This is a genomic window from Micromonospora sp. NPDC047756 (genome assembly GCF_055587245.1).
In genome coordinates, this window is the sequence record NZ_JBVJGQ010000006.1 from 640904 (window position 1) to 659374 (window position 18471).

Below are 18471 nucleotides of genomic sequence, written 5' to 3' on the forward strand. Positions count from 1 at the left end.
GCCGGCGCGGCGGTCACCGGGTCACCCCTGCGCCGCGTACGAGGAGTCCCAGTACGCGTTGGGCGCTCCCGGGTCCTTCAGCTCGGCGTAGCGGGACATCAGGTCGATGGTCTCGCTCCACTGGGCCTCGGTGTTGACCCCGGGCGGGCCGTCCGCGCCGATCAGCGGCAGGTTGAGGGTGAGCTGCTTGGTGAGCACCTCGGGCGCCGGTTCGTTCTCGGCCAGGGCCGTCATCGCGCTCACCGCGCCGGCCGGGTCCCGGGCGGCGTCGGCCCAGGACTTCTGGGTGGCCTTGACGAACTTGCGGACCAGCTCCGGGTCCTTCTGCAGGGTCTGGGTGTTGGCGATCAGGCCGGTGCCGAGCAGGTTCATCCCGTAGTCGGCGAAGAGCAGCACGTCGACCTTCTTGCCGGTCTTGCTCTCGATGGTCGGGGCCTGGTCGTGGAAGAAGCCCATGATGGCGTCGACCTTGCCCTCGGCCAGGGCGGCGATCTTGCCGGCGGCGTCGACGTTGACCACCTTGACGTCGTCCTTCTGGAGGCCGTTCTTCTCCAGCCAGGCCGGGAAGGTCGCGTAGAGGGCGTCGCCGGGCGTGCCGCCGACGGTCTTGCCCTTGAGGTCGGCCGGGGTCTTGATGTTCTCCTCGGTGAAGAACTCCACCGAGGAGGGTCCCTTCTCCAGGTACGCGCCGAGGCTGCGCACCGGCATCCCGCTTGCCACCGACTTGAGCAGCACCGGGCTGTCGGCCCAGCCGAAGTCGGTCTGCTTCTGGGCGACCTGCTTGACCGTGTTGCCCGAGCCGTTGCCGGGCAGGATCTTCAGCTCGATGCCCTCGGCGGAGTAGTAGCCCTTCTGCAGGCCGTAGTAGAAGGGCGCGTGCTCGCCGTAGGGCACCCAGTTGAGGGTGAGGGTGACCTGCTTCTTGCCGTCCGCGCCGGTCTTGCCGGCGGGGTCGTCCCCACCGCAGCCGGTGGCGGCGAGCAGCAGGGCGGCGGTGGCCAGGATGGTGGTGGCGGTGCGTTTCATCGGTGCCTCCGTGATGGGGTCGGTCAGGAGGTGGTGAGGGACACGCCGGCCCGGCGGCTGGCGTGCCACGGAATGAGCAGTGCCTCGGCGATCTCGACCAGGACGAACAGGACGATGCCGATGGCGGACATCAGGATCAGGTCGGCGAACAGCAGTGGGGCGTCGAGGTTGCCGTTGGCCAGCAGCAGGACGTAGCCGAGCCCTTCGCTGGCGCCGACGAACTCACCGACCACGGCACCGACCACGGCGAGGGTGACGGCCACCTTCAGGCCGGCCATCAGGTGCGGCAGCGCGTTCGGGAAGCGAATCTTGCGGAAGGTGCGCCACGGTCCGGCGCCCATCGTGGCGGCGAGGTCGAGCAGCTCCGGGTCGGTGGAGCGCAGCCCGGCCACGCCGGAGATGACCACCGGGAAGAACGCGATGAGCACCGCCAGAATGATCTTCGGGGTGAGGCCGAGGCCGAACCAGACCACCAGCAACGGCGCGATGGCGATCTTCGGGATGACCTGTGCGAACAGGACGATCGGGTAGAGCGCCTTGTCCAGGGTGCGGGAGTAGGCGATGGCGACAGCGGTGACCAGACCCAACGCGGCGGCGAGCACGAAGCCGAGCACTGTCTCGTAGAGGGTGACCAGGGTGTGCCGGGCCAGCTCGGACCACTGGGTGGTCATCGTCTCCCAGACCTGGCCGGGGGTGGGCACCAGATAGTTGGGGACGTACTCGCGGGCCGCCACGAACCACCAGGCGGCGAAGAAGGCCGCGAGCACCAGCGCCGGACGCCACAGCGAGTCGGCGAAGGTCACCGCCCGGCGAGCGGGCGTGGGACGGGGCGGTCGACCGCCGCCGGGTGGCGGTTTCCCCACAGTGGACGGCGGCGCGCCGTCACGGTCCTGCGGCGCATCGGTGCCGCCGGGCCCGGCGGTGGCGGCTCGCGCACCGCCGGCCAGGTCGGCGGCGGCCTGCCGACCCGCCGTGTCCAGAGAGTTCTCGGTCACGCGGAACCTCCTCGGGGCCCGGCACGACGCCCATGGATCGGGCCGGTCGGCGGATCAGGCAAACGCTTTCCTGGAGCGTAGGCGGCCCCCTCACACCGGGCAAGGCCTTTCCTCGATCAGTTTCCACCGATGCCTCGCCGCCTCCGACAGCCGTCCCGGTGGGACGGTCAGCCGGCCGCCGGGTAGGTGTCCAGGAGGCCGCACATGCCCAACCGGCCCCGCTCGACCGGTGCGTCCACCGCGTACACCCCGGCGTCGCCGAGGTGTCCCGCATCCCCTCGCTCCAGGGCGTCGAGCTGAGCGGCGGTGTCGGCGGCGGCGCGGCCCGCGCCGGCCGCCCACCGCTGCCGCCACCGCGTCAGCAACGGCTGGCGCAGGGCTGTCGCGGCGGCGTGGAACGCGGCCAACGCCGTCGGACCACCGGACCGCAGCGCCTGGAAGCCGGTCACCGCCAGATCCCGACGGCGGTACGCGACGCGCACGTCCGCGCCCGGCGCTCCCCCGTCGGGCAACGCCGCCGCCGCAGCGTACGCGGCCGGATCGGCCAGCACCTCGGGTGGGAAGGTCAGCACCGCGTCGCCCGCCTCGGGCAGGCCACTGTTCTGCATCAGGACCACGATGCTCAGCCCGCCGGCGTTGACCAGGCGGTGCACGGTGCCCGGCTCGAACCAGACCACCACCCCCGGCCGCAGCGGCGTCTCCCGATAGCCGGCCATGGTCAGGGTCTGCACCACGCCCTCGCCGTCGGTCACCACGTACCCCTCGGTGCAGCACAGGTGCACGTGCGGGGTGCCGCCGACCAGGCCGTCCGGGGCCACCGTGTCGTAGACGCGCAGCCGGGACACCCCGACCCCGCCGGGTAGCGGCGCCGGCCGATCACGCATCGAAGTACTCGTCCGTGTCGTCCGCGGCCGGCAGGGACACCAGCAGCACGGTGAGGTCGCCGATGGCCCGGTGCCGGCAGCCCGGCTTGATCAGGAAAGCGGACATCGGCCGAGCGGGGTGACGGACGCCGTCCAGCTCGATCTCGCCCTCTCCGGCCAGCACGACGTAGTACTCGGTGGCGACCCGGTGGTGATGGGTCACCGCGTCCTGCACCTGGAGCAGATGCACGCTGGCCTGGCCCTCGCTCTCGGCTATGAAGCCCCGGCGGGTGGTCCCGCACGAGCAGCGACGGGCGGGAAGTTCGTCAAGTTGAAGTACCGCGAAGCGATCGGACACGGCCGGGCCTCCCTGCGGGAAAGGGCTTTCTCTGCGGTACGGTGACGCTAGCCGGCACGACGAAACGTCGTCAACAGATCGAGGGGGCGGGCCATGGCGACCCTGTCCGATGTGGCCCGCCGAGCGGGCGTCTCACCCGCCACCGCCTCCCGCGTCATCAACGGCAGCAGCAAGCCGGTCACCGACGAGCTGCGCGAACGGGTGCTCGCCGCCGTCGCCGAGTTGCAGTACGTGCCGAACGCGCACGCCCAACTGCTGGCCCGCTCGCACCGCAGCGCTGTCGGCGTGATCGTGCACGACGTCTCCGACCCGTACTTCGCCGAGATCACCCGAGGGCTGCAACGAGTCGCCACCGACCAGGGCCGGCTGCTGATGATCTGCAACAGCTACCGGGACCCGGACCGCGAGTTGGAGTACGTGGAGCTGCTGCGCGGCCACCAGGTGGCGGCGCTGATCCTGGCCGGCTCGGGCTACCACGACGAGGCGTTCACCCGGCAGCTCAACGAGAAGCTCGCCGCGTACGAGGCCACCGGCGGGCGGGTGGCGGTGATCGGCCGGCACGAGCACTCCGGTGACGCGGTGATGCCGGACAACCGGACCGGCGGCTACCTCGCCGGGCGGGAGCTGTGCGGGCTGGGGCACCGGGCGATCGGCGTGGTCGCCGGCCCGCGCATCCTGACCACCACCACCGACCGGCTCGCCGGCCTCCGGCAGGCCCTCACCGAGCAGGGCCGCGAGCTGCCCGAACGGCGCATCCGGTACGCGGAGTTCGACCGCGACGGTGGTGCGGAGGCCACCGCCCGACTGCTCGACGCCGATCCGGAGCTGACCGCCATCGTCGCGCTCAACGACTCGATGGCCATCGGTGCGCTCGCCACCCTGCGCGCGCGTGGGATGGCGGTGCCACAGCAGATCTCGGTGCTGGGCTTCGACGACATGCCGATCGCCCGGGACGTGACCCCGGCGCTGACCACGGTGCGTCTGCCCCTTGTCGACATGGGTGTGCGGGCAATGTCCCTGGTGCTCGGCGTCGAAGCCCCGACGCCCCGGGTCGAGGTGCTCCCCGCCGAGTTGGTCCGCCGCGACACCGCCGGTCCCGTCCCCCGGTCCACCCGCGCCACAGCGGGTTCCGCGCCACGCGCCCGTCGGGGTGACAGCACGTCGTGACGGGTGTCAGCCCGACCCAGCGGCGCCTCACGCGCGCCGACGTGGCACACCTGATCGCCGCGTCGTTCGGCCCACACACCCGGGTCCGCGACGCTGGCCCGCTGGCCGGTGGCGGATTTGCGACGGTCTGGTGGGCACTGCTCGACGACGGCAGCCGGGTGGTGGTGAAGCTGGCCCCGCCAGCCGGAACGCCGCTGCTGCGCTACGAGCGAGGGCTCTGCGCTGCCGAGGAGCGATACTTCCGACTCGTCGCGCAGCGGGCGCCGCAGGTGCCCGTCCCCCGGGTGCTCCGGCGCGACGCCGACCCGGCGTACGGCGAGTGGTTGGTCACCACGATGCTTCCCGGCCGGTCGCTGTCCGGCCTGGCCGAGGCGGGTGTCGCCCTCGACGACGGCCCGGTGCGCCACGACCTCGGGGTGGCCCTCGCCGCGTTGCACGCGGTGACCGGTGAGCGGTTCGGGTACGACGACGACCGGGCCGGCGGGCCGACCTGGCGGGCGGCGTTCACGGCGATGCTCGACGCGCTCCTGGCCGACGCGGCCGACTGGAACGTCCGACTGCCGGTGACCCCCGAGCGACTGCACGCGCTGGTGGGGCGGCACGCCGACGTGCTCGACGAGGTACGCCGACCGGCGCTTCTGCACTTCGACTGCTGGGACGGCAACGTGCTGGCGGCTCCCGACGCGGACGGCCGGTTGCGGCTGCGCGGCCTGGTAGACGGTGAGCGGTTCCTCTACGGCGACCCACTGCTGGACCTGGTCTCGCCGCTGCTCTTCCGACGCGTGGAGGACGAGCCGGAGCACCCCCTGATGCACGGTTACCAGGCCGGCGCGCCCGAACCGGTGGTGCTGGACGCCTCGGCACGCCGCCGGCTGGGTCTCTACCGGTTGCACCTGTACCTGCTGATGACAGTGGAGATGCCCAGCCGTGGGATGACCGCACAGAGCCATCCCGGGCGGTCCGCCCGGCTGGCGGCCCTGCTCGACGAGGAGCTGGCCGCGCTCGCCTCGGGCTGACGTGGGGGCGCGGGTGGGCGACCGGCCCTCGATCGGCCGTCGCGGGTGGCGTCCGCCTGCGTGATCTCGCGGACCAACTGCTGGAAGGCCGCGTCGGTGGGGATGAACGCGGTCAGCGCCACGGTGCCGTCGGTGAGCACCTGGGCGAGTGACGTCGTGCCGAGCGGTTTGGGCTTGCTGGTGGCCTGGGCGGCCGGTACGGCGACCGCGGTGGTGGCCAGCGCGGTGGCCACGGCGCCCACCGCCATCCGGGCGGCGATTCGTGCGATCTTCATCAGCGGGCCTTTCGTCGAAGCGACCGGATCCGTGACGTCTCGTCACGACCCATGCTTCGCGTCGGGTACGCCGATCGGATGCACCAGCGGATAACGGATTGTCCGGGGCTGCTGTCGGGGCCTAACCTCCCCGGGTGCTGATTCGGGAGTTCGTCGACGGGGACTGGTCGCAGGTGTTGCCGATCATCGAGGAGGTGATCCGGGCACAGGAGACCTTTACCTACGACCCGGCGATGACCGCCGAGCAGTCGTACTCCATGTGGGTCGAGGCAGCGCCGGCGCGGACCGTCGTGGCGGTCGACGGCGAGCGGGTGCTCGGCACCGCGAAGATGGGCGCCAACCGGCCCGGGCCGGGCGCCCACGTGTCCACCGCCAGCTTCATGGTCGCCGCCGCCGCGCGGGGCCGGGGTGTGGGGACCGCGCTGTGCCGCGACGCCCTGGCCTGGGCCCGCCAGCAGGGGTACGAAGGCATGCAGTTCAACGCGGTGGCGGAGAGCAACGGTTCGGCGGTGCGGTTGTATCGGCGGGAGGGCTTCGAGGTGGTCGGCACCGTGCCGGGCGCGTTTCGTCACCCCACCCTGGGCCGGGTCGGCCTGCACGTGATGTACCAGGAGTTCTGACCGCGCCCGCCCCGCTCCCTCAGGAGGCCACAGTGGTGGTCGGCGCCTTTGGAGTTGATGTCACAAACGAATCGGCCACTGGCCGGGCCGCCCGGATCTCCCCCACCGCCCGAAGCGCCCTCACCGCCCGAAGCGCCCTCACCGCCCGAAGCGCCCTCACCGCCCGAAGCGCCCTCACCGCTTGAATCGTTTACGACATCAGCTCCATAGCGTCTCAACCACCGGTGCCTCCGGCCGGGGCCGGGCGCAGTCCGGGCTGCCCGGCGGCCGGCTCCGCGCCGGCATGGCGGATCGGGGTGAAGAGGCCGCCGACCGCGACCAGCAGGCACCCCGCGCCGGCGACGAGCGTGACCGCCGGCGCACCGAAGCGGCCGGCGGCCCAGGTCAGCACGACAGCACCGGCCGGACCGAGGGCGTAGTGCGTGCTCCAGAACGCCGACGTCACCCGACCCAGCAGGTGATCGGGGGTGATCTCCTGCCGCAGGGACATCGAACAGATCCCGCCGACGCTGAGGCAGCACAGGTACACCGCGGTCAACGTGGTGACCGCGGGCACTGTGGTGGCGATGCCGACCCCCGCCACCGCGAAACCGCAGACCGCGTGCGCGCCGATCCAGGTGGCGCCGAAGCCGCGACGTCGGCGCAGCGGCGCCACCAGCAGCGCGCCGGCGACCGTGCCCAGCGCCGCCAGGCCGAGCACCGTGCCGACGGTCTTCTCGGAGCCGCCGAGGTCGTGCGTGACGTGGTAGATCAACACGTCCACGAAACCGTAGGTGAGGAAGATGAAGACCGACAACAGGACGGTCAGCGCGCGCAGCACGGGCTGACGCCACAGGAACCGTGCCCCGGCCAGGAACTCGGCCAGCGGGCGTTGCCGGGCCACCCCCTCGTCCACCTGGACGGGACGCAGTCGGATCAGCCACAGGCCGGCTGCCGAGAGCGCGAAGCTCGCCGCGTTGACGGCGATGGCGGTGGCCGGGCCGAAGCGGGCAGCCACCACACCGGCCAGCAGCGGCCCGAGGACGGCCGCCACCGCGTACGTCGCCTGCAGCCGGCCGTTGGCCTCGGTGATCCGGTCGGAGTCGACGAGGTTGCGGACCGCGGTCACCGCGGTGACCTGGAACAGCATGCCGACCGCCTCGCAGATCGGCAGCACGACGAAGAGCAGCCAGACCTGCGGACCGGCAAGCCACGCCAGCGGCACCAGCGCGTAGAGCACCAGTCGGGTCAGATCCGCCACGATCATGAGGGTGCGGCGGTCGTACCGGTCGACCAGCACCCCGCCGAAGATCCCGGCGACGACGGACGCCGCGCCCGCGACGGCGGTGAGCAGGCCCATCCGTGCCACCGACCCGGTCGCCTGGAGCACCAGCAGCGGCACCGCCAGGTAGGCGAACGAGTCGCCGGCCGCCGAGAGCGACTGAGCGACCCAGTACGTGCTGAAGGTCCGGTCCCGCCACAGCGGAGCCCGACCAGCGACGGCGGATCGACTCATCGCGCCAAGGGTAGTGAACGCGCCCGCCCGGCGTCGGCCGTGGCCGGCGTCACACCACGCCACGTCCGGAAACGGCCGTGGGATCCCCCACGGCCGTTTCCGGAAGGCGCTACGTGCTCAGCCCTTGCGCAGCGGCGCGAGCGCCGTGCTCCAGGCCACCACCTGGTCGAGCGTGGTGGTCAGCGAGTCCTGGTGGAACTGGTTGGGCTTGAAGACGCTGAAGTTCTCGAAGTCGGTGAAGAGCGAGAGGGCGACCTGCGAGCGCACATCGGCCATCTGGAGCTCACCGGAGATCAGACGCAGGTGCTCCACGGCGCGCGTTCCGCCGACCGAGCCGTAGCTGACGAAGCCGACGGCCTTGTTGTTCCACTCGGCGTAGAGGAAGTCGATCGCGTTCTTCAGGGCACCCGAGGTCGAGTGGTTGTACTCGGGGGTGACGATGATGAACCCGTCGAACGACGCGATCGTCTCGGCCCACCGCTTGGTGTGCGGCTGGGAGTACTGGCCCATCGAGGGCGGGTACGCCTCGTCGAGGTGCGGCAGCTGGTAGTCCAGCAGGTCGATCAGCTCGTACTCCGCGTCGGAGCGCTGCTTGGCGATCTCGAGCACCCAGCGGGCGACGGCCTCGCCGTTACGCCCCGGGCGGGTGCTTCCGAGGATGATCCCGATCCTGGTCATGTGTGGCGCCTTTCAGAGGTCCTTGCCTGACGACGGGAAACGCTATCTCTGCTTGATTGGTCAAGCAAATACTTGTCGTATGGCCGTGGTCACACGGAGGGTAAGCACTTGCTGAGTCAAGCAAGTATGCTAGGAGGATGTCCAACCCCACCGCAGCGACTCCGCAACCCCTCACCCCGGATGAGGAATCCCTGGTCCGCGCCCTGGGCCAGGTGATGCACGTGCTGCCCCGCGCGATCGACGCGGACATGGTCGGTGACCGTCAGCTGCCGCTCACCGAGTACACCGCGCTGATGAACCTCTCCGAGACACCGGAACGGCGGATGCGCATGAACGAACTCGCCGCGCTCTGCTACCTCTCGCTCAGCGGGATGACCCGCACGATCATGCGGCTGGAGACGCAGGGCCTGGTCCGTCGGGAACGGTGCGAGGAGGACGCGCGCGGCTGGAACGCCGTCCTCACCGACGCGGGCTACGCCCGCCTGGAGGAATCCTGGCCCAGTCACCTGGCCGCCGTGCGGCGCCGGTTCCTCCAGCACTTCGAGGGCTTCGACCTCGCCCGGTTGGCCCGCGCGTTCCAGCAGGCCGGCACGGCAGAGCCGACCGACTGAGGCAACCGCGACCCGGCCGGTCGCCCATCCGGCCTCAGCCGAGCAGCCGGCCCTCGGCCACCAGCGCCCACGCCAGCACGCCGAAAGCGCCGGTCGACGCGACGGCACGAACCACGTTGCCGCGTACCCAGGTGACCTCGAAGCGCGCCCGCAGCGCCGCGAGGTCGGTGGCGTCGTCGACGTCGCCGGCGCGGGCCAGCACGTTGTTGAGTGGCACGTTGACAGCGGCGGTGACGCCGAGCACCACCAGGTACAGCAGCAACCCGGCGACGATCCACGGCAGCACCGCCCGACGCTCGGCCCCCAGGTGCAGCGCCGCCGCCACCAGCGTGAACAGCAGCGCGCCGCCGAAGCACACGGCGAACCACCCGTTGAGGATCGACTCGTTGATCCGCCGCATGGCGAGCACCAACGTCCGGTCGTCGGTGCGGGCCAGACCCGGCATGACCGCGTACGCGAAGGCGGCGAACAGCCCGGCGGTCAGACCGGTGGTGAGGGTGGCGGCGAACAGGCTCGCGGTACTCAGAACTCCCATCCGACTATTGCACCCGTTGCCGTGCGCGTTGATCAAACGCGTTCGCGGTCACCGGGCCGGAGCGTGGGCGGCCAGCGGGTTGATCAGGGTGCCGACGAACTGGAGCGCCGCCGACGGGTCGGCCAGGTCGATCATCTGCTGGTTGTTGCGCAGTTGCAGCCGGTTGAGGCAGGACAGCGTGAACTCCGGGGCGAACAGGTCGTAGTGGCGGACCCGCTCGGCCAGGTGCGGCACCCGGTCGAAGTAGTCGGTGGCGCAGGCGGCGACCGTGCGCCAGAAGTCGTCCTCGGCGAGAACACCGGCCTCGACCAGGACCGCGTTGAGGTGCCGCAGGAAGCAGTCCACCACGTCGGTGAAGATGCTCAGCAGCTTGGTGTCGTCGGGCACCTCGACGCGGATCCGCTCCACCGCCGCCGGCAGCTCCACCCTGTCGCTCATCACCGCGATCTCCTCGGCGATGTCCTTGAAGATCACCCGCTGGACGGTGTCCTGCTCGTCGAGGACCAGGATGACGTTCTCGCCGTGCGGCATGAAGGCCAGGTCGTGGGCGTAGAAGCTGTGCAGCAGCGGGGTCAGGTAGGCGTCCAGGTAGCGGCGTAGCCACACCTCGGGCGCCAGGCCGGACCGGGCGATCAGCGCCGCCGCCAGTGAGCCGCCCTCGTCGTCGACGTGCAGCAGCGCGGCCATCGTGGACAGTCGCTGCCCCGGTGCCAGCTCGGGCACCGGGCTCTCCCGCCACAGGGCGGCCAGCATCTTGCGGTACGGGGAGGTGCGCTCGGTCGCCGCCTCGTACCGCCGGTGCCGGTAACCCACGGCGGCCCGCTCGCGGATGACGGTCAGGCCGGTGCCGGTCAGCACCTCGTCGGCGGCGATCAGCTCGGCCAGCCAGTCGTTGATCGCCGGGGTGGCCTCCATGTACGCGGCTGACAACCCACGCATGAAGCCCATGTTCAGCACCGACAGCGCGGTCTTGACGTAGTGCCGACCCGGCTCGCTGACGTTGAAGAAGGTGCGGATGGACTGCTGGGCGAGGTACACGTCCGGCCCGGGGCCGAGGTGCACCAGCCGTCGCTCGGCCAGCTCACCGGCGAAGGTGACCGCCAACTTGTTCCACCACTGCCACGGGTGCGCCGGGATCAGGTGGTAGTCGGCGAGGTCCAGCCCGAGATCGGCCATCGAGGCCGCGAACCGGGCCCGGGTCTCGGCGTCCAACTCGCTCTCGATGAGCGTGTCGTAGTCGAGGTCGGCGGCGCTGCTGAACGTGGCGTGGTCCCGGTGCGCGGCCAGCCACTCCAGCCGCACCGGCGCGGCGGCCTCCGGTGCGTACCGGTGGTACTCGTCGACGCCGAAGCCGAGCCGGCCGTTGTTCGCCACGAAGCAGGGGTGGCCCTCGGTCATCGAGGTCTCGATGGTCTGGAAGTCCGCCTCGGCCAGCTCGGCGGCGCTCGGCGCGGCCTGGGCCAGCTTGTACGCGGTACCCGCCAATGTCGAGGTGATCTCCTCCAGGTAGACCGGGAGCACCCGCGCGGAGAGCCCGAGAGTGTCGCGCAGTTCGACGATGAAATCCACCGCGTCCGGGGTCAGCGAGGTGCCGTCGCGGTGTCGGGTGATGCTGTCCGCGTCGATCTGCCAGTGCGCCAGGGCGAGCACCCGCGCCGCGAACCGGTAGGTGACGGTGCCGTCGTCGCTGGCGATCTCGTACCACCGCCGGTCGTCGGGGCCGGCTACGGCCCGCGGGGTGAGCAGCCGCTCGTGGGTGAACTCGGCGAGCGCCTTGCGAACCAAAAGCCGGTTGGCCCGGGCCCAGCGCTGCGGGGTGAGGTGCCCGACCGGGTCGCCGGAGGCGGGGTACGCGGTGGCGACGGGCGGGTGGGTGGGGACGGCGGTGGTGGTCACGCCGGGGCTCCTTCGGTTCGGTCGGCGGCGGCCCGGTCGGTGGCGGCCTCAAACTGGGCTCGGGTGCAGACGCTGAGCAGCGCGTCCTTCTCGGGTTTGGCGATCGGGCCGACGACAGTGAAGCCGACGGCGGCGTTCAGCGCGTGCACGGCGGTGTTGCGCACGTCCGGCTCGACCACCACCCGTCGGGTCGTCGGGTCGTCGAAGAGCCACGCCATCACGGTGCCGATCACCGCCCGGGTGAAGCCGTGCACGGGCGCGTCGACCGGCGCGCAGAGGAAGTGCATGCCCACGTCACCGGGCCGGTGGTCGTAGAGGCCGACCAGCTCGACGTGGGCCGGGTCGTAGCGCTCGGCGAGGAAGGCGGGACTCCCCCGCCACAGCCCGAGGTACGCGTCGTGATGCGGGTGCGCGGCGATCCGCTGGTACTCCTCGGTGACCTGGGCCAGGTCGGCGTCCTGCATCATCCAGAACGCCGCCTTCGGGTGGGTCACCCAGGTGTGCAGCAGCGCCGCGTCGGCGTCCGGATCGAGCGGCCGCAGCGCGAACTCACCGAGCCGGGCGTCGACCCGGCGGAAGACGGCGGTCACGACGACACCCCGAACTCCTGGAAGGTGATGCTCTTCTCGATCGGGTAGTGCTCCCGGCCGAGCAGCTCGCTGATGATCCAGGAATTGCGGTAGGCGCCCATGCCCAGGTCCGGTGAGGTGATGCTGTGCGTGTGGGTGCCCGCGTTCTGCAGGAAGATGCCCCGCCCGGTGTGGTCGATGCTGTAGTTGCGGGCCACGTCGAAGCGGCCGTGCGCGTCCCAGCGGATCCGGTCCCGTACCGGAGCGAGGAATTCGGGCACCCGGTAGTGGTAGCCGGTGGCCAGCACCAGACCCTCGGTCCGCAGGGCATAGTCGCGTTCCTGCTCGACCTGACGCAACCTGAGCGTGTACTGCCCGTCCTGGTGGTCGGCGCCGATCAGCTCGGTGTTGGTCAGCAGGCGGGTGTTCACCGGCCCGTTGACGCTCTGCGCGTAGAGCAGGTCGAAGATGTCGTTGATCAGGTCGGCGTTGATCCCCTTGAACAGGCCCTTCTGCTCGGACTCCAGCCGGTAGCGGGTCGCCTCGGGCAGCGCGTGGAAGTAGTCCACGTAGTCCGGTGAGGTCATCTCCAACGTCAGCTTCGTGTACTCGAGCGGGAAGAACCGCGGCGACCGGGTCACCCAGTTGAGCTGGTAGCCGTACCGGTCGATGTCACCGAGCAGGTCGTGGTAGATCTCGGCGGCGCTCTGCCCGCTGCCCACCACCGTGATGCTGCGCTTCGTGCGCAGCAGCGAGCGGTGCTCCAGGTAGCGGGAGTTGTGCACGGCATCGCCCGGCAGGTCGGCCACGGCCGGAGGTAGGTGCGGCGGGGTGCCGGTGCCGAGCACCAGGTGCCGGGCCCGGTACTGCACGGTCTCGCCCGTGCCCGTGCTGGCCCGCACCACGTACCGCTCGTCGGCGGGGTCGTACTCCACGGTTGTCACGCTCTGACCGAAGCGCAGGTTCGGCAGTTTCGCCGCCGCCCACCGGCAGTACGCGTCGTACTCGCTGCGCAGCGGGTAGAAGCTCTCCCGGATGTAGAACGGGTAGAGGCGGCCGATCTCCTTGAGGTAGTTGAGGAAGGAGTACGGCGACGTCGGGTCCGCGAGGCTGACCAGGTCGGCGATGAACGGGGTCTGCAACCGGGCCGACTCCAGCAGCATCCCGGGGTGCCAGGCGAGGCTCGGCCGGGCCTCCAGAAACACCCCGTCGAGCTCGTCGATCGGCGCGGTGAGGCAGGCCAGGCCCAGGTTGTACGGGCCCAGCCCGATGGCGATGAAGTCGTGGGTGGACATCGGGGTCTCCAGGCGCGGGTTCGAGGTCACCGGCGTCAGCCGACGTGGCAGGTCAGGCCGGCGTCGACGTGGTCGTGCACGTACTGACCGGCGTGGGTGGCGATCAGGTCGAGCACGTACCCGACGTCGTCGACCGTGGTTTCCGGGTTGAGCAGGGTGAACTTCAGGAAGTGCCGGCCGTCCACCCGGGTCCCGGCGACCACGGCGAGACCGGACGCCGCGAGGGCCTCCCGGGCGTGCAGGTTGGCGGCGTCGGCCAACTCGCGGCCGGGGCCGGTGGGCAGGTAGCGGAACACCACGGTGCTCAACTCCGAGCGGGTCACCACCTCGAAGCGCGGGTCCTCGCTGACCAGTCGCCAGGCGTCGGCGGCCCGGTCGACGACCTCGTCGAAGAGCCCGCCGAGCGCGTCCGGGCCCATCACCCGCAGGGTGAGCCAGAGCTTCAGCGCGTCGAAACGGCGGGTGGTCTGCAAGCTCTTGTCGACCTGGTTGGGGATGCGCTGCTCCACCATCCGCGCCGGGTTGAGGTAGTCGGCGTGGTAGGTGACGTGCCGCAGCGTCCGCCGGTCGCGGACCAGCAGCGCGCTGGAGCTGACCGGCTGGAAGAACGACTTGTGGAAGTCCACGGTCACCGAGTCGGCCCGCTCGATGCCGTCGAGCAGGTGCCGGCGCGTCGGCGAGACGAGCAGACCGCAGCCGTACGCGGCATCCACGTGCAGCCACACGCCGGCCGCCGCGCAGATCCCGGCCAGGTCGGTGAGCGGGTCGATCGAGCCGAAGTCGGTGGTGCCGGCGGTGCCGACGACGGCCATCACCACCAGCCCGGCCTGCCGGCACCGGGCGATCTCGTCCCGGACGGCGGCCGGCCGGATCCGTCGCCGGGCGTCGGTGGGTACCGCGATCACCGCGTCCGGGGCGAGGCCGAGCAGCTTTGCCGACTTCTGCACGCTGAAGTGACCGGCGGCGGAGGTGAGTACGCGCAGTCGGGGCAGCAGGTCGGCGCGCGCCGCCGGGCCGATGGCGTCGGCGCACGCCTCCTCCCGGGCCAGCAGCAGCGCCTGAAGGTTGGACTGGCTGCCGCCGCTGGTGAAGATGCCGTCGGCGAGGGGACCGAGGCCGATCCGCTCGGCCGTCCAGTCGATCAGCCGGCGCTCGATGAGGGTCGCCCCGGCGCTCTGGTCCCAGGTGTCCAGCGAGGAGTTCACGGCGGTGAGCACCGCCTCACCGAGCAGTGCCGGGATGGCCACCGGGCAGTTGAGGTGGGCCAGGTAGCGGGGGTGGTGGAACCAGACGGCGTCGCGCAGGTAGACGTTCTCCAGCTCGTCGAGGGCGGCGGCGGCGTCGCCCAGCGGCCGGTCCAGGTCCACCCGGTCGACCAGAGGGGCCAGCTCGGCCGGGGTGATTCCGGTGCCGGGGCGGTCCACTGTGGCAACCCGACGGGCGACCCGGTCGACGCCGTCGGCGATCGTCCGGCGGTACTGTTCGACCGAGCCGCCGTGCAGCAGCTGGGCCCGCGCGGCGGTTGACGCCGGTGGCGGCGTGATGGTCTCGACGGGGTACGTCGGCACGGTCACTGGTAGTCCTTCCACGTTCTGGACGAGGGCAGCCGGAACCCACCCCGGGCGCGGCGGTGCGCCCGGGGATGTGGTGTTCGTCAGCTGACCTTCTTCGCGTTCCGAATGGCGGTGGCGAGGTTCTCCAGCAGCGGTGCGGAGCCGGCGTACGAGAAGCGGGGCACCGCGTCCCACGGGCTCACCTGGTTGGCCTTTACCGCCGGCAGTTGCTGCCAGGTCGGCTTGGCCGTGAGGTCCTTGGCCTGAAGCGCGGTGCCGCGGTTGTCCAACAGGATCAGGTCGGCCGGGAACTTCCCAGCGCTCTCCCAGCTCAGCGCCTCGAAGTAGTCGCCGGCTTCGAGCTTCGTGGGGACCACGATGTCGACGCCCAACTCGGCGAAGTACATCAGGTCGGTGCTGACCTTCGGGTTGGAGACGTAGAAGAGGTCGGGGCTGCCGGAGCAGGCCATCACCGTGATCCCGGGGTTGGCCTTCACCGCCTGTCGGACCGCCTCGGCGGCGGCCTCGAAGCGGGCCTTCCCGTCGGTGACCTTCTTCGCGGACAGGTCCGCGCCGAGCGACTCCGCCAGCGCCGCGTACCGCTCGATGGGCTTGGTCATCGGCACCCGGGCGGTGGTGATCGCCACGCTGGGCGCCAGCGGGAGGATCTTGGCCTTGCTCTCGTCCGGCACGTACCAGAGCGCGTCCGGGTCGTACATGTGGGTGACCAGCAGTTCGGGGCGCAGCGCGGCGTACTTCTCCAGGCTGAACTCGCCCCACACGTTGCCGAGGATCTCGACGCTCTCGACGTCGAGGTCGCCGGCCTGCGCCTCGGCCGTGCCGTCGGCGCGCCTGGTCTCACCGAAGACGCCCACGAGCTGCTTGTCGAGACCGAAATCGATCAGGGCCGCCGCCACTCCGGTGAAGGCCACCACGCGGGTCGGACGGGCCGCGGCTTCCACCTTCGTGCCGCGGTCGTCGGTGAACGACCAGGGGCCACTTCCGTTGCCGGCGGCGGGTTTCGCGGCGTCGTCCTTGCCACAGGCGGCGAGCAGGGTGGCCAGGGTGGCGGCGCCACCAGCGGCCAGCAGGCCACGACGGGAGATGCGGCGGGCGGACAGGGCATCGGGCATGGTGTTGTCTTTCGATCAAGGGTTGGCCGGGGTCGACCAGGGCAGCGGGGTTAGGTTAGCCTAACCTCGGTCATTGTCAACAGCGGTACGCCGTGTCATCACCACCCCGGAGCCCACACTGGACGCCACACCCACCGTCACCCGACCGGCACCGACCGTGCCGGCCAGGGCGACGGCCGCACCCCCGAGCCGGCGTGGCCGTCGGGCAGCCCGCGCCGCCGGCCTGGTCACCGCCGTGGCACTGCTCGCGGTGATCGTGCTGCTCAGCATCGCGGTCGGCGCGAAGGCCATGCCGCTCGCCGACGTCTGGTCCGGGTTGCTGCACCGCGACGCCACCGAGTACGCGGTGGTGCACCGGATGCGCCTGCCCCGCACCCTGCTCGGGCTGCTCGCCGGCACCGCACTCGGTGTGGCGGGCGCTGTCATGCAGGCCCTCACCCGCAACCCACTCGCCGACCCCGGGCTGCTCGGCATCAACGCCGGCGCGTCCGCGGCCGTCGCCACCGCCGCCGCGTTCCTGGGCGTCACCGCCGTCGGCGGGTACGTCTGGTTCGCGCTGCTCGGCGCGGCGGCGGTGACCGCGCTCGTCTACACCGTCGGCGGCGGACGCGGCGCGACCCCGGCCCGGCTCGCGCTGGCCGGGGCGGCGCTCAACGCCACCCTCTACTCCTACGTGAGCGCGGTGATGCTGCTGGACACCGCGTCGCTGGAGCGGCTGCGTTTCTGGACGGTCGGCTCACTGGCCAGCGCGGACTCCGCGACAGTGACCCGGGTGCTGCCGTTCATCGTCGTCGGGCTGCTGGTCGCGCTCGGTGCCGCCCGTCCGCTGAACGCGCTGGCGCTCGGCGACGACGCGGCGCGAGCCCTCGGCGCCCGACCCGCGCTGATCCGCGCCGCCGTGATCGTCGCCGTCACCCTGCTCTGCGGCGCGGCGACCGCCGCGTGCGGACCGATCGTCTTCGTCGGGCTGCTGGTGCCACACCTGGTCCGCGCCCTGACCGGCCCGGACCTGCGCTGGCTGCTGCCGTACTGCGCGGTGCTCGCACCGGCGTTGCTGCTCGGCGCCGACGTGCTCGGCCGAGTGCTGGGCCGCCCCGGAGAACTCCAGGTCGGCATGGTGACCGCCGTACTGGGCGGCCCGCTCTTCCTGTGGCTGGTCACCCGCCGACCGGTGGCGAAACCATGAGCGAGCGGAGCGAGCGAACCAGCAGGCGCAGGATTGTCGCGCGTCGCGCCAGCGCGCAGCGAAGCGAAGCGTTGGTGCGACGCGAGCGGAGCGAGCGAACCAGCAGGCGCAGGATTGTCGCGCGTCGCGCCAGCGCGCAGCGAAGCGGAGCGATGGCGTGACTGTCGTACGTACTTCATGGGGGTTGTCGCTGCGGTTTCGGCCCCGCGCGTTGGGTGTCGGGGCCGGCGCGGCGGTGCTCGCGGCCGGGTTCGGTCTGGTGGCCCTGGGCAGTGGTGACTACCCGATGGGGCCGGCGGACGTGCTGAGCACGCTGACCGGCGGCGGCACTGTGGCGGAGCAGTTCATCGTGCTCGAGCTGCGCCTGCCCCGGCTGGTCACCGCCCTGTTGGTCGGGGCGGCGTTGGCGCTCGCCGGCACGGTGTTCCAGTCGCTGGTCCGCAACCCGTTGGGCAGCCCGGACATTCTGGGTTTCACCCAGGGCGCGTCGACCGGGGCGCTGGTGGTGGTCGTCCTCGGTGGCGGCAGCCTGGCGTTGGCCGGCGCGGCGGTCGTCGGTGGTCTCGGCACCGGCCTGGTGATCTACGCGCTCGCCTGGCGGCGCGGGGTGCACGGCTTCCGACTCATCCTGGTGGGCATCGGGGTGTCCGCGATCCTGACCGGCGTCAACGGCTACCTGCTGACCCGGGCGCCGCTGATGGAGGCCGCCCGCGCGGTCCTCTGGCTCACCGGCAGCCTGGACGGGCGAGGCTGGGCCAACGCCGGGCCGCTGCTGGCCGTCCTGGTCGTGGTGGCGCCGCTGGTGCTCGTCGGCTGCGCCCCGGCGCTGCGGATGATGGAGTTGGGCGACGACGCCGCCAGCGCCCTGGGCGTGCCGGTACGCCGGCTGCGCCTGGTGTTGCTCGCCGCCGCCGTGCTGCTGGTCTCGTTCGCGGCGGCCGCCGCCGGGCCGGTGTCCTTCGTGGCGCTCGTCGCCCCGCACGTGGCGAGACGACTGACCCGGGCCCCGGGTCCGAACCTGCTGCCGTCGATGGCCGTCGGCGCGGCGCTGCTGGTCGGGGCCGACCTGGTGGCGCAACGCGCGTTCGCCGGGCACCAACTCCCGGTCGGCGTGGTGACCGGCGTGATCGGCGGCGGCTACCTGGTCTGGCTGCTGGCGATGGAACGTCGGGCGGGCCGGCTGTGAACACCAGTGACGCC

The 18471-nt window shown here is 71.6% G+C and carries 18 protein-coding genes; 6 read left to right on the top strand and 12 right to left on the bottom strand.

Annotated elements, in window-relative coordinates:
• Positions 1-21: 21 nt before the first annotated feature.
• From ACZ6NZ_RS23060 to ACZ6NZ_RS23075, 4 genes are all read right to left on the bottom strand, one after another.
• Positions 22-1026, bottom strand: coding sequence for an ABC transporter substrate-binding protein (locus ACZ6NZ_RS23060; RefSeq protein WP_465860072.1), 1005 nt, complete (start codon positions 1024-1026; stop codon positions 22-24).
• Between the two features lie 23 nt (positions 1027-1049).
• Positions 1050-2021, bottom strand: a complete 972-nt coding sequence (locus tag ACZ6NZ_RS23065) for an ABC transporter permease (RefSeq protein ID WP_465860073.1) — start codon at positions 2019-2021, stop codon at positions 1050-1052.
• A 167-nt stretch (positions 2022-2188) separates the two neighbouring features.
• On the bottom strand, positions 2189-2905 hold the full coding sequence (locus ACZ6NZ_RS23070) for a cupin domain-containing protein (protein ID WP_465860074.1): 717 nt from the start codon (positions 2903-2905) through the stop codon (positions 2189-2191).
• Positions 2898-3242, bottom strand: a complete 345-nt coding sequence (locus ACZ6NZ_RS23075) for a cupin domain-containing protein (RefSeq protein ID WP_366606626.1) — start codon at positions 3240-3242, stop codon at positions 2898-2900. Before ACZ6NZ_RS23075 ends, ACZ6NZ_RS23070 begins: the two co-directional genes overlap by 8 nt.
• Before the next feature lie 93 nt (positions 3243-3335).
• Here ACZ6NZ_RS23075 and ACZ6NZ_RS23080 point away from each other — a divergent pair, with 93 nt between their 5' ends.
• From ACZ6NZ_RS23080 to ACZ6NZ_RS23090, 3 genes are all read left to right on the top strand, one after another.
• Complete coding sequence (locus ACZ6NZ_RS23080) at positions 3336-4409, top strand: LacI family DNA-binding transcriptional regulator (protein ID WP_465860075.1); 1074 nt, start codon at positions 3336-3338, stop codon at positions 4407-4409.
• On the top strand, positions 4406-5425 hold the full coding sequence (locus ACZ6NZ_RS23085; RefSeq protein ID WP_465860076.1) for a phosphotransferase family protein: 1020 nt from the start codon (positions 4406-4408) through the stop codon (positions 5423-5425). The genes ACZ6NZ_RS23080 and ACZ6NZ_RS23085 overlap by 4 nt, the downstream gene beginning before the upstream one ends.
• A gap of 409 nt (positions 5426-5834) precedes the next feature.
• Positions 5835-6320 carry a GNAT family N-acetyltransferase gene (locus ACZ6NZ_RS23090; protein WP_465860077.1) on the top strand — a complete coding sequence of 162 codons (486 nt, stop codon included), beginning with the start codon at positions 5835-5837 and terminating at the stop codon, positions 6318-6320.
• A gap of 214 nt (positions 6321-6534) precedes the next feature.
• Here ACZ6NZ_RS23090 and ACZ6NZ_RS23095 read toward each other — a convergent pair whose 3' ends face one another.
• On the bottom strand, positions 6535-7815 hold the full coding sequence (locus ACZ6NZ_RS23095; RefSeq protein WP_465860078.1) for an MFS transporter: 1281 nt from the start codon (positions 7813-7815) through the stop codon (positions 6535-6537).
• 117 nt (positions 7816-7932) lie between these two features.
• Positions 7933-8493, bottom strand: a complete 561-nt coding sequence (locus tag ACZ6NZ_RS23100; protein ID WP_366606616.1) for an NADPH-dependent FMN reductase — start codon at positions 8491-8493, stop codon at positions 7933-7935.
• Between the two features lie 137 nt (positions 8494-8630).
• Between ACZ6NZ_RS23100 and ACZ6NZ_RS23105 the strand changes: the two genes are divergently transcribed.
• Positions 8631-9104 (top strand): MarR family winged helix-turn-helix transcriptional regulator, encoded by a 474-nt coding sequence (locus ACZ6NZ_RS23105; protein ID WP_465860079.1) that lies wholly within the window; start codon positions 8631-8633, stop codon positions 9102-9104.
• Between the two features lie 34 nt (positions 9105-9138).
• On the opposite strand, the gene ACZ6NZ_RS23110 is transcribed toward ACZ6NZ_RS23105, so the two are convergent.
• The 6 genes from ACZ6NZ_RS23110 to ACZ6NZ_RS23135 form a co-directional block, all read right to left on the bottom strand.
• Positions 9139-9639: an anthrone oxygenase family protein gene (locus ACZ6NZ_RS23110; RefSeq protein WP_366606612.1), complete on the bottom strand. Its 501-nt coding sequence runs from the start codon at positions 9637-9639 to the stop codon at positions 9139-9141.
• A 48-nt stretch (positions 9640-9687) separates the two neighbouring features.
• Positions 9688-11535 carry an IucA/IucC family protein gene (locus tag ACZ6NZ_RS23115; protein WP_465860080.1) on the bottom strand — a complete coding sequence of 616 codons (1848 nt, stop codon included), beginning with the start codon at positions 11533-11535 and terminating at the stop codon, positions 9688-9690.
• Complete coding sequence (locus ACZ6NZ_RS23120) at positions 11532-12125, bottom strand: GNAT family N-acetyltransferase (RefSeq protein WP_465860081.1); 594 nt, start codon at positions 12123-12125, stop codon at positions 11532-11534. Before ACZ6NZ_RS23120 ends, ACZ6NZ_RS23115 begins: the two co-directional genes overlap by 4 nt.
• Positions 12122-13399: a lysine N(6)-hydroxylase/L-ornithine N(5)-oxygenase family protein gene (locus tag ACZ6NZ_RS23125; RefSeq protein WP_465860133.1), complete on the bottom strand. Its 1278-nt coding sequence runs from the start codon at positions 13397-13399 to the stop codon at positions 12122-12124. Before ACZ6NZ_RS23125 ends, ACZ6NZ_RS23120 begins: the two co-directional genes overlap by 4 nt.
• Before the next feature lie 35 nt (positions 13400-13434).
• The gene (locus tag ACZ6NZ_RS23130) at positions 13435-14973 is read right to left on the bottom strand and encodes a pyridoxal phosphate-dependent decarboxylase family protein (RefSeq protein ID WP_465860082.1); all 1539 of its coding nucleotides are present in this window, start codon (positions 14971-14973) and stop codon (positions 13435-13437) included.
• Positions 14974-15053: 80 nt separating this feature from the next.
• Positions 15054-16085 (bottom strand): ABC transporter substrate-binding protein, encoded by a 1032-nt coding sequence (locus ACZ6NZ_RS23135; RefSeq protein WP_366606605.1) that lies wholly within the window; start codon positions 16083-16085, stop codon positions 15054-15056.
• Positions 16086-16158: 73 nt separating this feature from the next.
• Between ACZ6NZ_RS23135 and ACZ6NZ_RS23140 the strand changes: the two genes are divergently transcribed.
• Positions 16159-17271, top strand: a complete 1113-nt coding sequence (locus ACZ6NZ_RS23140; RefSeq protein WP_465860083.1) for a FecCD family ABC transporter permease — start codon at positions 16159-16161, stop codon at positions 17269-17271.
• 157 nt (positions 17272-17428) lie between these two features.
• Positions 17429-18457: a FecCD family ABC transporter permease gene (locus ACZ6NZ_RS23145; protein WP_465860084.1), complete on the top strand. Its 1029-nt coding sequence runs from the start codon at positions 17429-17431 to the stop codon at positions 18455-18457.
• Positions 18458-18471: the final 14 nt, after the last annotated feature.